The 14086-nt window shown below is 63.6% G+C and carries 13 protein-coding genes; 5 read left to right on the top strand and 8 right to left on the bottom strand.

All coding sequences use genetic code 11. From position 1 onward, the window contains the following. Positions 1 to 80: 80 nt before the first annotated feature. The 5 genes from QMF22_RS09240 to ctaE form a co-directional block, all read right to left on the bottom strand. Entirely contained in the window at positions 81 to 905 is an 825-nt protein-coding gene (locus QMF22_RS09240; RefSeq protein WP_349357088.1) for a methyltransferase domain-containing protein, read from the bottom strand. 26 nt (positions 906 to 931) lie between these two features. Further along, on the bottom strand, positions 932 to 2581 hold the full coding sequence (qcrB, locus tag QMF22_RS09245) for a cytochrome bc1 complex cytochrome b subunit (protein ID WP_283452771.1): 1650 nt from the start codon (positions 2579 to 2581) through the stop codon (positions 932 to 934). Next, positions 2578 to 3651, bottom strand: a complete 1074-nt coding sequence (gene qcrA / locus QMF22_RS09250; RefSeq protein ID WP_283452773.1) for a cytochrome bc1 complex Rieske iron-sulfur subunit — start codon at positions 3649 to 3651, stop codon at positions 2578 to 2580. Before qcrA ends, qcrB begins: the two co-directional genes overlap by 4 nt. A 92-nt stretch (positions 3652 to 3743) precedes the next feature. Beyond that, positions 3744 to 4556, bottom strand: a complete 813-nt coding sequence (qcrC, locus tag QMF22_RS09255) for a cytochrome bc1 complex diheme cytochrome c subunit (protein ID WP_283452775.1) — start codon at positions 4554 to 4556, stop codon at positions 3744 to 3746. A gap of 37 nt (positions 4557 to 4593) precedes the next feature. Beyond that, positions 4594 to 5223 carry an aa3-type cytochrome oxidase subunit III gene (gene ctaE, locus QMF22_RS09260; protein ID WP_283452777.1) on the bottom strand — a complete coding sequence of 210 codons (630 nt, stop codon included), beginning with the start codon at positions 5221 to 5223 and terminating at the stop codon, positions 4594 to 4596. 143 nt (positions 5224 to 5366) lie between these two features. On the opposite strand from ctaE, the gene trpD reads away from it, so the two are divergent. Next, positions 5367 to 6419: an anthranilate phosphoribosyltransferase gene (trpD, locus tag QMF22_RS09265; RefSeq protein ID WP_283452779.1), complete on the top strand. Its 1053-nt coding sequence runs from the start codon at positions 5367 to 5369 to the stop codon at positions 6417 to 6419. A gap of 30 nt (positions 6420 to 6449) precedes the next feature. Here the strand turns inward: trpD and glpK are convergent, their stop codons facing one another. Both glpK and QMF22_RS09275 read right to left on the bottom strand, forming a co-directional pair. Next, positions 6450 to 7964, bottom strand: coding sequence for a glycerol kinase GlpK (glpK, locus tag QMF22_RS09270; protein ID WP_283452781.1), 1515 nt, complete (start codon positions 7962 to 7964; stop codon positions 6450 to 6452). 102 nt (positions 7965 to 8066) lie between these two features. Beyond that, the gene (locus QMF22_RS09275) at positions 8067 to 8831 is read right to left on the bottom strand and encodes an MIP/aquaporin family protein (RefSeq protein WP_283452783.1); all 765 of its coding nucleotides are present in this window, start codon (positions 8829 to 8831) and stop codon (positions 8067 to 8069) included. Between the two features lie 244 nt (positions 8832 to 9075). Between QMF22_RS09275 and dhaK the strand changes: the two genes are divergently transcribed. Genes dhaK through dhaM form a run of 3 tightly spaced genes read left to right on the top strand, consistent with a single transcriptional unit; the run spans position 9076 to position 11481 of the window. Continuing rightward, the gene (gene dhaK, locus QMF22_RS09280) at positions 9076 to 10077 is read left to right on the top strand and encodes a dihydroxyacetone kinase subunit DhaK (protein ID WP_283452785.1); all 1002 of its coding nucleotides are present in this window, start codon (positions 9076 to 9078) and stop codon (positions 10075 to 10077) included. 11 nt (positions 10078 to 10088) lie between these two features. Continuing rightward, positions 10089 to 10772 (top strand): dihydroxyacetone kinase subunit DhaL, encoded by a 684-nt coding sequence (gene dhaL, locus QMF22_RS09285; protein ID WP_283452787.1) that lies wholly within the window; start codon positions 10089 to 10091, stop codon positions 10770 to 10772. A gap of 10 nt (positions 10773 to 10782) precedes the next feature. Further along, complete coding sequence (gene dhaM / locus QMF22_RS09290) at positions 10783 to 11481, top strand: dihydroxyacetone kinase phosphoryl donor subunit DhaM (RefSeq protein WP_283452788.1); 699 nt, start codon at positions 10783 to 10785, stop codon at positions 11479 to 11481. Positions 11482 to 11797: 316 nt separating this feature from the next. Here the strand turns inward: dhaM and QMF22_RS09295 are convergent, their stop codons facing one another. Continuing rightward, positions 11798 to 12496, bottom strand: a complete 699-nt coding sequence (locus QMF22_RS09295; RefSeq protein ID WP_283452790.1) for a pyridoxamine 5'-phosphate oxidase family protein — start codon at positions 12494 to 12496, stop codon at positions 11798 to 11800. Between the two features lie 78 nt (positions 12497 to 12574). On the opposite strand from QMF22_RS09295, the gene pdxR reads away from it, so the two are divergent. Then, entirely contained in the window at positions 12575 to 14062 is a 1488-nt protein-coding gene (gene pdxR, locus QMF22_RS09300; protein WP_283452792.1) for a MocR-like pyridoxine biosynthesis transcription factor PdxR, read from the top strand. The last annotated feature ends 24 nt before the right edge of the window (positions 14063 to 14086 follow it).

A 14086-nucleotide genomic window follows, 5' to 3' on the forward strand; every position in this document is an offset into this window, starting at 1 on the left:
CTATCGATACCGATCTCCCGCACAGGGAGGTCGGTATCTTCGTTTGACGGGCGCGCTGTGGCCGGGGAAGAGTAACTGGGCTACCGGCGGCGGAAGCCGAAGACGTCGAAGGCGACCGTGACAAGCTGGTCGGCGGCTAGGCTGTCCCCGCTGGCGGCGGAGCCGGAATGGTGCGAAGACGGTCCCATACCGATGAGCGACGCCACCTCGAACGGTGACAGGTGCACGGTGCGGTCGATTTGTTCATGGCGCTCGAGGCGGAACCAGGCGCCCAGACTCGTGGTCAAATGGGCGGCTTTGTCGGCCTGCATCTCCACGGCCAGCCCCGATTCCCGCAGCTGACGCAGGTGCGTCGGTTGCGGCACTACGACCAGCAGCAGTCCGTCGGGCCGCAGGACGCGGTGGAATTCCGCAGCGTTGCGAGGTGCGAACACGTTCAGAATCACGTCGGCGGCGCCGTCGCGAATGGGGAGGGGCGACCAGACATCCGCTACCAGCCCGTCAACGCGACCGTGCGAGCGGATGGTGCGACTCACGGCGGTGGGGGAGAGGTCCATTCCCAGCGCCCGCACGTCTTTTCCCGGGGGCAGCGCTGCACCCAGGTAATAGCCGGTCCCGCAACCCACGTCGAGAAGCCGCCGGGGGGACTCGCCGCCAACGAGAGTGTGGATGGCGTCGCGGAGCGGTTCGTACCACCCGGCGCGAAGGAATCGATCCCTGGCGTCCAGCATGGCCGCGCTGTCGCCGATGAATTTGCGCTGGCCGGTGAGCAGGTTGACGAAGCCCCGCTTGTTCACATCAAAGGAATGACCACGTTCACAGCCCAGTAGGAGTTCGCCGCCTGGATTCAGAGGGAGAAAGCAGTTCGGGCATCGAAGCCACTCCGAAAGCGTCTGGAGTGACATCGATGCCCGTTCTGTTGGAGTTATGCCTATTTGTCGGTGATCTCCGCGGGGTGATCACCGTGAGCCTGGTTCAGCTCCACCTGAGTGACCGGAGTGATCCGGTCCTCGAAGAACCAGCGGGACAGGCCGGCGCGAACCTTTTCGGCCGGGCCGATCTTGCCCTGAGCGTTCGGGCGCAGCATGAGCGGCTTGAAGTCGCTGTAGCTGACCAACTTCCAGCGCTCGTACTCGTCAACCGGCTGGTGGACCTCGACGAATTCGCCGCCGGGCAGCCGAACGATGCGGCCAGACTCGTAACCGTGCAGCACGATCTCACGATCCTTCTTCTGCAGGGCCAGGCAGACACGCTTGGCGATGAAGAAGGCCAGGAACGGGCCGAGCAACGTGGTCGCCTGGAGCGTGTGGATGACACCTTCCATGGTGAGGTGGAAGTGCGTTGCCATGATGTCCGACGATGCTGCGGCCCACAGGGAAGCATAGAACGTGACGCCGGCTGCGCCGATAGCGGTGCGGGTCGGCGCGTTGCGCGGACGGTCGAGCACGTGGTGTTCACGTTTGTCGCCGGTGATCCATCCTTCGATGAAGGGGTAGATCATGACGGTCACGATGAACAGTCCGACCACGGTGAGCACCACGAGGATGTTGAGGGAGTAGGTGTGGTTCAGCCAGACGAACTCCCACCCGGTCGGGATCAGCCGCATGGCACCGTCGGCGAAGCCGATGTACCAGTCCGGCTGGGTACCCGCCGATACCGGCGAGGGATCGTACGGGCCGTAATTCCAGATCGGGTTGATCGTGAAAAGCGACGCGATGAGCATGACCACACCGAAGACGATGAAGAAGAATCCCCCCGCCTTAGCGGCGTAGACCGGCAGAACCGGGTAGCCGACCACGTTCTGGTTGGTGTGTCCGGCGGCCGGGTACTGGGTGTGCTTGTGCACGACAACGAACAAGAGGTGCATGGCGATCAACGCGACGATGATGGCCGGCAGCAGCAGAATATGCAGCGAGTACAGTCGTCCGACGATGTCGGTGCCGGGGAATTCGCCACCGAAGAGCAGGAACGATACCCACGTACCTACGACCGGGATGCCCTTGATCAGACCGTCGATGATGCGCAGTCCGTTACCAGAGAGCAGGTCATCGGGGAGGGAGTAGCCGGTGAAGCCTTCGGCCATGGCGAGGATGAAGAGGATGAAGCCGATGACCCAGTTGAGCTCGCGCGGCTTGCGGAAAGCACCTGTGAAGTAGATGCGCAACATGTGCAGGCCTATGGCGGCTACGAAGAGCAGGGCCGCCCAGTGGTGTACCTGACGCATGAGGAGTCCGCCACGAATGTCGAACGAGATGTCCATCGTGGAGGACATGGCTGCCGACATGGGGATGCCCTTGAGCGGGGCATAGGAGCCGTCGTAGACGACTTCTGCCATTGATGCCTGGAAGAAGAAGGTCAGGAATGACCCCGACAGCAAAATGATGACGAAGCTGTACAGCGCCACCTCACCGAGCAGGAACGACCAGTGGTCGGGGAAGATCTTGCGCCCAAGCTCCTTGACGGCGCCCGAGATACTCGTGCGTTCGTCTATGTAGTTGGCGGCGGAGGCGGTGAAGCCACCGGTTTTCTTCACCCCGACGCCCTGGTCCTCAGCGGATTCGCGGGTGGTTATCGTGGTCATGCTCGCTCCCAGAAGCTCGGGCCGACTGGTTCAGTGAAATCGCTTTGCGCGATCAGGTATCCCTCAGCGTCTACGGCGATCGGGAGCTGGGGTAGTGCCCGTTTGGCCGGTCCGAAGATGACCTTGCAATGGTTCTCAACGTCGAACTGCGACTGGTGGCACGGGCAAAGCAGGTGGTGCGTGTGCTGTTCATAAAGGGCAACCGGGCATCCAACGTGGGTGCATATCTTAGAATATGCCACGATGCCGTCATAGGACCAGGACTTGCGGTCTTCCGCTTCGATCAGGTCGTCCGGATCCATTCGGATAAGCAGAACGGCGGCTTTCGCCTTCTCTTCCAAACGGCCGTGGCCCATTTCGGACAGGCCCTCCGGGATGACGTGGAACGACGAGCCGAGCGTGACATCCGCTGCCTTGATCGGGGTTCCGCTCGGGTCCATGGTGAGGCGAACGCCCTTTTTCCACATGGTCTCATTGAGCAGGGCTACCGGGTCTTGATCCATCGGGCCGAGGCCACGAAACAGAACGACAGCCGGGAGCGGGAAGACGACGAGAGCGCCGATGAGGCTGTTGCGAATGAGTGTGCGGCGGCCGAAGCCCGATTCTTCATTGGCCTGCTGGAAGATCTCCACGGCACGGGCCCGAACGGGCTCGGTCCCACGAACGGGGTGTCGTTCGTCAACCCCCTCATGATCGCTCATGAGCGCCTTGCCCCAGTGAACAGCGCCGATACCGATGGCGAGCAACGCGAGGCTGAGACCGAGACCGATGAAGAGGTTGTTCAGTCGAACCGAACCCGGATCCTCAGCAACGATCGGAAAGGCCATGTACGCAGCAATCGCGAAGACACTACCCACGATGGATACGTAGAACAGTGTGTAAACGGTGCGCTCCGCCTTGCGCTCTTCCTTGTGGTCAAGGTCGGTGATGCGCGGACGGTGCGGCGGGAATCCTGGGTTAGCCAGGGCATCCCGTGTAACGACGGCTGTGCTTGCGGCGGATGTCGCGAGCTGCGCGCCAGGCGAGTCGGCGGCGGTTACGTCCTCCGCGCCGTTATCGTCCTTGGCCATGGGTCTCCTTCGTGGGTGTAAATACTGTGCACTCTGGTGCTACGCGACGTTCGATCGGTACCGAATGATGTGTCAAGACGGGGTACCGAGTCTCAGTTCGATTTTGCGGTGATCCACACGGTGAGGGCCACGATTGCGCCCAGTCCGAAGATCCAGATGAAGAGTCCTTCAGCTACCGGTCCGAGAGAACCGAGAGCCAGTCCGCCCGGAGACGGGTTGTCCTCGACGTACTTGAGGTACGTGATGATGTCGCGCTTGTCTTCGGGGGAGATGTTCATGTCGTTGAAGACGGGCATGTTCTGCGGGCCGGTGATCATGGCCTCGTAGATGTGCTGGGCCGAAACGTTTTCGATGGCAGGCGCAAACTTGCCCTCGGTCAGTGCGCCACCGGCACCGGCAACGTTGTGGCACATGGCGCAGTTGATGCGGAACAGTTCAGCACCGGTTGCGGCGTCACCGGCAGCGTCCAGCAGCTCGGCGGCGGGAATCGCCGGACCGGGAGCCAGCGAGGCCACATAGGCGGCCAGGGCAGCGGTCTGCTCGGCCGTGAACTGAACCGGCTTCTTCTGCGCCTGCGGGCCCTGCATCTGCATCGGCATGCGACCGGTGCCCACCTGGAAGTCGACGGAGGCTGCGCCGACTCCGATCAGGCTCGGACCTTCTGAGGAGCCCTGGGCGCTGAGGCCGTGGCAGGTGGCGCAGTTTGCCGCGAAGAGTTTTTCACCCTGAGCGATGGTCTGCTGTGACGAGGCATCCGTTGTCGCAACGGCAGTGCTGCTACTGAAGGCGACATAGGCGCCTCCAGTGAAGAGCAGTCCGATGGCAATGAGCGCAACGCTGGCGAGTGGATGGCGACGTCCGGTCTTGCGTGGCCGGCGTGCGCGAGGGGTTTTGATCGTGGTCATGCTGAAGTAGTCCGCTCCCGTTTCTAGGTATGTACTTCTATTTGAGAACGTAGATGACCAGGAAGAGCCCGATCCAGACGACGTCGACGAAGTGCCAGTAGTAGGAAACCACGATCGCACTGGTGGCTTCTTTATGGCCGAAGTTCTTGACCGCGAAGCCGCGCCCAATCACAAGAAGGAAGGCCAGCAGGCCAGCGGTCACGTGAATACCGTGGAAGCCGGTCGTGATGTAGAACGCTGACCCGTAAGCGTTGGAGGAGAGTGAGATTCCCTCGGATACCAGGGTGGCGTATTCGAACACCTGCCCGGTGACGAAGATCGCGCCGAGAGCATAGGTGAGGAAGAACCACTCCACCATGCCCCACTCACTCGGCTTCCAACCGGTTGAACGAGCCTGTAGCCGTTCGGCGGCGAAGACTCCGAACTGGCAGGTCACCGACGACGACACCAGCACCAGCGTATTGATCAACGCGAACGTGAAGTTGTGCTTGTCGGCCTCAAAGAGCCACAGCTCGGGGGCGGTTGAACGGAGCGTGAAGTAGATTGCGAAGAGCCCCGCGAAAAACATCACCTCGCTGCCCAACCACACAATGGTGCCTACAGCCACGCTGTTGGGCCGGTTCACGACGGGCGCACTCGCCGTCTGAGTAATTGAGGTGCTGGTCACCCCTCCATTATGGCCGATATTCCCACAGGTTTTTCTCAATCGGGCGTGCAAGTGAGAGTTTCTACCTCGTTGGGGTGGGCAATTTCAGCACTCCCATGCCGTGAATTCGGGGGAGTTGGGCCCGTTCTCCTATGATCGGAATCATGCTTGAATCGCAGTCTTGGCCCAACATATTAAATTCCCTTCTTTCCGGCAGGGACCTGAGTGTGGCAGATGCCGCCTGGAGCATGGAACGCATCATGCTCGGCGAGGCATCGCCGTCCCAGATGGGCGCCTTTCTTGTCGCTCTTCGCGCCAAAGGGGAGACCGTCGATGAGATAGTCGGATTCCGAGATGCGATCCTCGAGCAGGCCATAGTGTTGGCGGTCAATCCGATGGCGCTCGACATTGTCGGTACCGGTGGTGACCAGTTCGGCACGGTGAATATCTCGACGATGGCGTCCATCGTCTGCGCAGCGGCCGGTGTGCCGGTCGTCAAGCACGGTAACCGTGCCGCTAGTTCCGCCTCCGGGTCGTCCGATGTCCTCGGCGAATTGGGCATCGATCTGTCGCGGGACGCGACCAGGGTCGCCCAAGTCTTCAAGGAAACCGGGATCACCTTCGCCTTTGCGGCGGCTTTTCACCCCGGATTCCGCCACGCGGCCCTCACCCGCAAGGAGCTGGGTATCCCCACGGTGTTCAACTATCTCGGCCCGCTGTGCAACCCGGCGCGACCGGAGGCATCGGCTGTGGGGGTGGCCGACCTCGATCGAGTGCCGCTGTTCGTCGGCGTCTTTCAAACCCGAGGCGCGACGGCACTGGTTTTTCGCGGGGATGATGGGCTCGATGAAATGACGACCACAGGTCACAGTCACGTCTGGGAGGTCTCGCGGGGTCTGGTGACCGAACACGACATCGACCCGCGGGATCTCGGCCTGAAGCGAGCCCAGATCAGCGAGCTGGTGGGCGGTTCGCCCCAGCACAACGCGGATATCGTGCACTCCGTGCTCGCCGGCGACCCGGGTCCGATTCGAGACATCGTGCTACTGAACGCCGCGGCCGGACTGGTGGCGTTCGACCTGGCCAACGATGCGTCGCAGGTGCAGGTCGCCATCCTGGACCGTTTTCGCAGCAAATTGGCCGTGGCTGCCGCAGCGATTGATTCCGGGGCGGCCACGGCCAAGCTGTCGTCGTGGATTGCGGCGACCCAAGTCTGAGACCGGGCCGCCGCAGTTTCGGGCTGTTCGTTAGAGGACGTCCTCGTCGACCCACCCGAAGGTCTTCGTGACCGCCTTCTTCCAGTTGCGCAGTTGGCGGCTGCGTTCGGCTTCGTCCATCTGCGGAGTCCAGCGGCTGTCTTCCTGCCAGTTGGTGCGCAGCTCAGCCAGGCTGCTCCAGAAGCCGACGGCGAGGCCGGCAGCGTAGGCGGCGCCCAGCGCCGTCGTTTCGGCGACGACCGGTCGGACCACGGGGACACCAAGGATGTCGGCCTGGAATTGCATGAGCAGATTGTTGGCGATCATACCGCCGTCGACCTTGATCTCCGTGAGGGGGACACCCGAATCGGCGTTGACCGCATCGATGACCTCCCGCGTTTGAAAAGCCGTCGCCTCGAGTGCCGCTCGGGCGATGTGCCCCTTGTTCACAAACCGGGTGAGTCCGACCAGCGCCCCGCGGGCGTCGGAACGCCAGTACGGCGCGAACAGTCCCGAGAAAGCCGGAACGAAATAGGCTCCGCCGTTGTCGTCGACTGTTCTCGCGAGCGCCTCAATCTCTGAGGCCGAGCTGATCATGCCGAGGTTGTCGCGCATCCACTGCACCAACGCACCGGTTACCGCGATGGACCCTTCCAGGGCGTAGTGCGGCGCTTCATCTCCGAGCTTGTAGCCGAGGGTGGTCAGCAGGCCATTCTTGGAGTGCACAATCTCGGTACCGGTGTTGAAAATCAGGAAGTTTCCGGTGCCGTAGGTGTTCTTGGCCTCGCCCTGATCGAACGCTGCCTGGCCGAAGGTGGCGGCCTGCTGGTCGCCGAGGATACCGGCGACGGGGACCTCGCGCAGCAGGCTCGAGGTGTGCGCAGTGCCATAGATCTCCGAGGACGAACGGATCGACGGCAGCATTGACTTCGGAACGTCGAAGATGGCGAGGATCTCGTCGTCCCACTGCAGGGTTTCAAGGTCCATGAACAACGTGCGACTGGCGTTGGTGACATCGGTGGCGTGCACTCCGCCGTCAACGCCGCCGGTGAGGTTCCACAACACCCAGGAGTCGGTCGTGCCGAACAAGAGGTCGCCGGCATCCGCTTTGGCGCGTGCGCCCTCGACATTTTCGAGGATCCAGACGATCTTGGTGCCGGAGAAGTAGGTGGCCAGCGGCAGACCGACCTTCTTCTTGAACCGTTCGACACCACCGTCGGCGGCGAGACGGTCGACGATGGGCTGGGTGCGGGTGTCCTGCCAGACGATGGCGTTGTAGACGGGGACTCCGGTGTTCTTGTCCCAGACGACAGCGGTTTCGCGCTGGTTGGTGATTCCGATGGCCTTGATGTCGTGCCGGGTTAGGTTGGCCTTGGACAGCGCCTGCCCGATCACTTCGCGGGTGTTGTCCCAGATTTCCTTCGGGTCATGCTCGACCCAGCCGGCCTGCGGAAAGATCTGTTCGTGTTCGAGCTGCCCGGTCGACACGATCGATCCGGCCTTGTCGAAGATGATGGCCCGGGAACTGGTCGTTCCCTGGTCGATAGCGAGAATGTAGTCAGTCATCGGTGCGTGTCCTCCTAGTGAGTGTGCTTGGTGTTTGCGCGCGTGCAGATCTGGTCGCACGACAACGGGCCGGTCCGCGGGGGACCGGCCCGTTTGTTCGGGTCAGGTGAGCAGGGGAAGGAGCGGGATTGCCACCCAGCCGGCCAGCAGACCGCCGATGACCGGGCCGACAACGGGTACCCACGAGTAGGCCCAGTCGGAGCTGCCCTTGCCCTTGATCGGCAGGATGAAGTGCGCGATGCGCGGACCGAGGTCACGGGCCGGGTTGATGGCGTACCCCGTGGGTCCGCCGAGGGAGGTGCCGATGACAATGACGAGCAGGGCCACCGGAAGGGCTCCGAGGGAGGCCAAACCGCCGGTGGTACCCTGCCGGTCACCACCGAAGGCGATGACAACGAAGACCAGCACGAACGTGCCGATGATTTCGGTGACGAGGTTCCAGCCGTAAGAGCGGATGGCCGGCCCGGTCGAGAAGACACCGAGTTTGTTGGCCGGGTCAGGTTCGGCGTCGAAGTGCTGCTTGTAGGCGAGCCAGCAGGCGACGGCGCCCAGGATGGCTCCGATCAGCTGGGCGCCGATGTAGGCAAGCACGGAGACCACATTGACGGGCACTCCCATCCCGAATTCCTTGGCTCCGTTGGCGACGAGGCCCAGGGTGACGGCCGGGTTGAGGTGCGCCCCCGAACGGTAGGCGACGACGACGCCGGCGAACACTGCGAAGCCCCAGCCGATGGTCACCATAAGGAACCCACCCCCAAGGCCCTTATTCTTCGCCAGGGCGACGTTGGCGACGACGCCGGTTCCGAGGAGAATCAGCATTGCAGTGCCCACGACCTCCGAGACGAATACAGCTCCGATATTTTCCACGAGAACCTTTCTGATCAGGTCGGGGATGCCGAAGCTACCCCTCTGCGGCGAGCGGATGGCAACAACATAGCGCGGGGTGTCAAAGAGGGGAATGGGCTGACGAAGTTCATATGGCCCCCTTTCCGAGCGTGGTCCCAGCGCGTATGTTGACCGTGGGAAAATGGCTGTCCCGGGCGGTGCTGCCCGGACCTTGCCGTGGTCCTCTCTCTGTCGAACCGTGGCATCACCGAGTGAATGGATGGTCATGAAGAAGCTCATCAACGATCCCAAGAACGTGGTCAACGAGGCTGTCGCCGGATTCGAGGCGGCGCACGGTGACATTGTGCGGGTCTCGCACGATCCGATCTTTATTGTGCGAAGTGATGCCCCGGTCCAGGGAAAAGTAGGGATCGTCAGCGGTGGCGGGAGCGGGCACGAACCGCTGCACGGCGGCTTCGTCGGCCACGGCATGCTGGATGCCGCGGTGCCAGGCGCAGTTTTCACATCACCGACTCCCGACCCGATCCTCGCCGCAACCCAAGCCGTCGATGGCGGCGCCGGCGTGCTGCACATCGTGAAAAACTACACCGGGGACGTGTTGAACTTTGAGACGGCCGCCGATCTGGCATCCGCTGAGGGTATCGACGTGCGCGCGGTGATCATCAACGACGATGTCGCCGTCAAGGACTCGCTCTACACGGCAGGCCGCCGGGGCGTGGCGGGCACGGTTCTGGTCGAGAAGATCACTGGGGCCGCCGCCGAACGCGGCGATGACCTCGATGCCGTGGTCGCCGTCGCCGAACGGGTGAATTCCCGGGTGCGCACCATGGGAGTCGCGCTCACACCCTGTGTGGTGCCTCATGCCGGGGAGCCGAGTTTCGTGCTCGCCGACGACGAGATTGAGATCGGCATTGGAATTCACGGCGAGCCGGGGCGGGAGCGGATCAAGCTCGAACCCGCCGACGCGATCGTGGACCGGCTGCTCGGCCCTATTCTGGATGACCTGCCCTTTGTCAGTGGAGATGAGGTGCTCCTGTTCGTCAATGGCATGGGCGGTACGCCGCAAATCGAGCTCTACATCGTGTTCCGCCGGGCCGCCGAAGTACTCAAGGAGAAGGGGATCACGGTCACCCGGAGCCTGGTCGGCAACTACACGACGAGCCTCGAGATGGCGGGAACGTCCATCTCCGTTCTGAAACTCGACGACGAGCTCACGGCGCTGTGGGACGCCCCGGTGCAGACGGCGGCGCTACGGTGGGGACGGTAGAAGGAGATTCGATGACCCCGAACGACCAACCAGACGCTGCCCTCGCTGACGCGGCGCCAAGGCTCGACACCGCCTGGACCATGCGCTGGATACGCCGGAGCGCCGAGGTGCTTGCGACCAACCGCGCCGCCCTCAATACCCTCGACCGAGAAATCGGCGATGGCGATCACGGTGAAAACATGGATCGCGGCTTTCAGGCGATCCTGCCGAAGCTCGACGCTCTGCCCGACGAGACAACGCCCGGCGCGGTGCTGAAGCTGGTCGCAACGACGTTGATCTCAACGGTTGGCGGTGCTGCCGGGCCGCTGTACGGTACGGCTTTTCTCAAGGCCGCCGGCGCTGCCGGGGACGCCGAGTGGGTGGATGCGGCCGCTCTGGTCGCCCTTCTGGCGGCAGCCCGTGACGGCATCGTACTGCGTGGCAAAGCGGAAGAGGGTGACAAGACCATGATCGACGCCTGGACACCGGCCGTGAACGCGGCGTTGTCCGCGCAAGCGACCGGTTCCGGCGTCGACGTCGTCTTGCTGGCCGCAGCGGATGCCGCTTCTCACGGCGCGCAAGCCACCGAACCACTCGTGGCCCGCAAGGGACGGGCGAGCTATCTTGGTGAGCGGGCGATCGGCCACCGGGATCCGGGTTCAGAGTCGACGTCACTGCTGCTCCGCGCAGCAGCCGACGCTATGGCGACCGCGTGATGGTACGCGAGTGAGCGCGGCGGCATCCGCTGACCGGGTTGGCCTGGTTTTCGTCTCGCACAGCGAGAAGATCGCGGCGGGACTGGTTGAACTGGCGCGTCAGATGGCACCAACGGTGCATCTGGTCGCTGCGGGAGGAACGGATGCTGGTGGCATCGGCACCAGCTTTGAGAAGATCAGCGACGGCATCACCGCGGCGAACGGCGGCGGCGGCGTGGTAATTCTGTGTGATCTGGGTTCCGCGATTCTGACCGCGGAAACCGCGCGGGATTTTCTCGAGGATGCCGAGCAAAACCGGGTGCGAATTGTGGACGCGCCTCTGGTCGAGGGCGGGGTAGCCGCCGCCGTAGCCGCAGAGATCGGGGGAGACCTCGATGCCGTCGTGGCAGCCGCTCAATCCGCTCTGCACCCGTCGAGTAGCGCCCCGCCGACCGCTGAACAGCCCGCACCGACCGGGGTCTCGCGCACGGTGATCCTTGTCAACAAAGATGGCTTGCATGCACGCCCCGCCGCAGAATTCGTGAGTCTCGCGAGCACGTTCTCGGTTCCGATCACCGTGAACGGCACGGACGCCAGCAGTCTGCTGAGCATTATGTCGCTCGGTCTGGCTCGGGGGAGCAGCGTGCAGCTCTCGTCCACTGACCCGTCGGCCGGCCCGGCGATCACCGCCCTCGCAGAACTGTTGGAATCAGGTTTCGGGGAAGAGTAGTCCCGATGTGACAGTTTTGCCGGAAATTTCGCATAGCAGTTGCGTGCCTTATTGTCCAATCCGGCGTATCGTAATGGCATGATTCAGGACAGAAAGACCCCACGAGGCCCGGAACAGTGGGACGCGACCGATTTTCGGTCATGCCCGATCTGCTCACACGCCATGCGAGAACACACGATCGACCATTCGTCGCGAAATACCGTGGTCGACTGCCCGGTTCCGCACCCCGGCGCCTGGGACCGAGACGCTTTCGAGCCGGTCAATGAATTCGGCATGGTGATTCACCACTCGCACGCCTGACGCGACCGGTCGCCGACTACGCCACGAGGACGCCGGATGCATGCTCCGCGTCGACGGCGCACTGCCGCCGGACCGACGCTGGTACCGCGGTCGCTTTGGCTGTCAGCGGTGATGCTTCCGGCGTCAACCAGCGGATGTTCATGGGCACCACTCCCGCCCAGACGGCGTGGTCTTCGCCATCGTCTGCGCTCTCACTCGGTGCTCCGGTGCGTACCTTCCGGCTCACCTCGTCGAGGGGGATGCGAAACACAATTGTCGCCGCGAGTTCCCGCCTCGTCATCGGGCGGACCTCGTCGCCCCGCCCCGGCATGAGTCGTTCAGAGAGCACGAGCAAAGCCCTCTCCTTGTCCGCGTCGGGAACTACGAGGGGAATTCCGTAGACGACGGCACTTCGATAGTTCATGCTGCTGTCGAAGAGGTTGCGGGCGTAGACGAGGCCGTCGAGGGCGGTGACGCTCAACCCGAGCCCTGAGCCGGTCGCTGCGTGGCGCAACAATCCGCCTCCGGTAGATCCGTGAATGAGCACGCTGTCGCCGTCCCGGGCGAAGGCCAGAGGGATGATCAGCGGGTTCCCGTCGAGGACGATGGCGGCGTGCGCGAGAATCTGGCTGTCGAGCAGGGCGTATAGCGCCGCACGGTCGACGATTTGTTGGGCGGCCAGCCGGCCGACCCGAGTTCGAGCAGTGATGGGCAGGGATGCGCTCGCGGTGGTCATAACACTATGCTGAGGCCACAACTGGATCAGCAGAGAGTCCAGTTTCGCTATATTTTGGTAGTCCAGTAGGGGAGACCAGTGCCGTACCTGCCCGTCATTGCCCTCGAGCGTGCTGGCTCCGAACCACTCAGCGCCCAAATCGTCGCCCAAATGCGCAGCAGCATCCTACTGGGGGAGTTGCACGTGGGGGAGAGCGTACCGTCAACCAGGGCACTTGCCGCTCGGCTCGGCGTGTCTCGGGGTAGCGTGGTCACCGCCTACGACCAGCTCACCGGCGAGGGCTACCTGGTCAGCACGCAGGGCGCGCCGACGCGGGTGGCCGTGCTGGTACACGAGGGTGACGCGGCACTACCGACCCAATCCGTCGTCGCACCGAAATCGGGGCCCGCCCCGGTCGTGCTCGATCTGACCCCCGGATATCCGTCGACCCGCCGATTGAGCGGGCGAGCCTGGACGGCCGCGTGGCGCAGAGCCGCCGCGCAACCCATCCCGCACACCGAACCCCCGCTGCAGGGCACAATGGCCCTCCGCACTGAAGTCGCTCAGCACCTGAGACACGCCAGGGGAGTGCTCTGCAGCATCGATGACATCATCGTCACCGCCGGAACGAGTGAGGCGCTGGCGCTGGTGGCCGTGGCACTGCAGGAGCGCGGGGGAGCTGGCGCCGCGCTGGCTGACCGGGTCGGCCGAGCGCCCCTGGTCGCCGTGGAAACGCCGGGCTATCCGGCCGCTGCGCGGGTTCTGCGGCGGCTGGGGGTGAACCTCGTGTCGATCCCGAACGAGGCAGACGGAATGCCAGTGAGGGCCTTGGACGCGTTAGCCAACCGGGTTGACGCGGTACTCGTCACCCCCAGCCATCAGTATCCGCTGGGCGGTCGGCTTCCGGTGGAAGATCGACTTCGCTTGCTGCACTGGGCGCAGCGAACCGATGCCTGGATCATCGAGGACGACTACGACAGCGAGTTTCGGCACGTCGGACCACCACTGCCGGCCCTGGCCTCCCTCGACAACGATGGCCGGGTCGTGCTGGTCGGCAGCTTTTCGAAAGTTCTGACACCCTGGTTGCGGGTGGGCTATCTCGTCCTGCCCGAACGCGCCGCCGTGCGTGATGCCCTGCTCGCGGTTCGAGGCGATCTACCCGGCCCGGTGTCGGGCGTCGTGCAGGAGGCTGCCGCCGCACTGTTGTCCTCGGGAGCCGTGCGCCGTCACATCGCAACCGCCAGGCGGGATTATGCCCACCGCCGCCGCCTCGTGTTGGAGTCACTGTCCAGCGTGCCGGGTACCACCCTGACCGCCCTGGACGGCGGCCTGCACGCTGTGCTCGAATTGGCCGACCAAGTGGTGGCGGGGTTGGCCGTCTCCGAATTGCTCCGGCGGGGGATTCGCGTGGCCGATTTGAGGGATTACTCAGCAGAACCCGTCAAATCTGCCGTTCCGGCTGGGCTGGTGTTCGGCTATGCGGCGTGCAATGACACGGCATTGGCGAGGGCTCTCGACCAGATTCGCGCAGTGACGGCCGGAACGCCCACACCGAATGACGGCAGCGAACCCTGCACAGCCGGTTGAAGGTCGGTCGACTGCCTGGCCAAA

The sequence above is a fragment of the Cryobacterium sp. PH31-L1 genome, assembly GCF_030063145.1.
Classification (GTDB): Bacteria; Actinomycetota; Actinomycetes; order Actinomycetales; family Microbacteriaceae; genus Cryobacterium.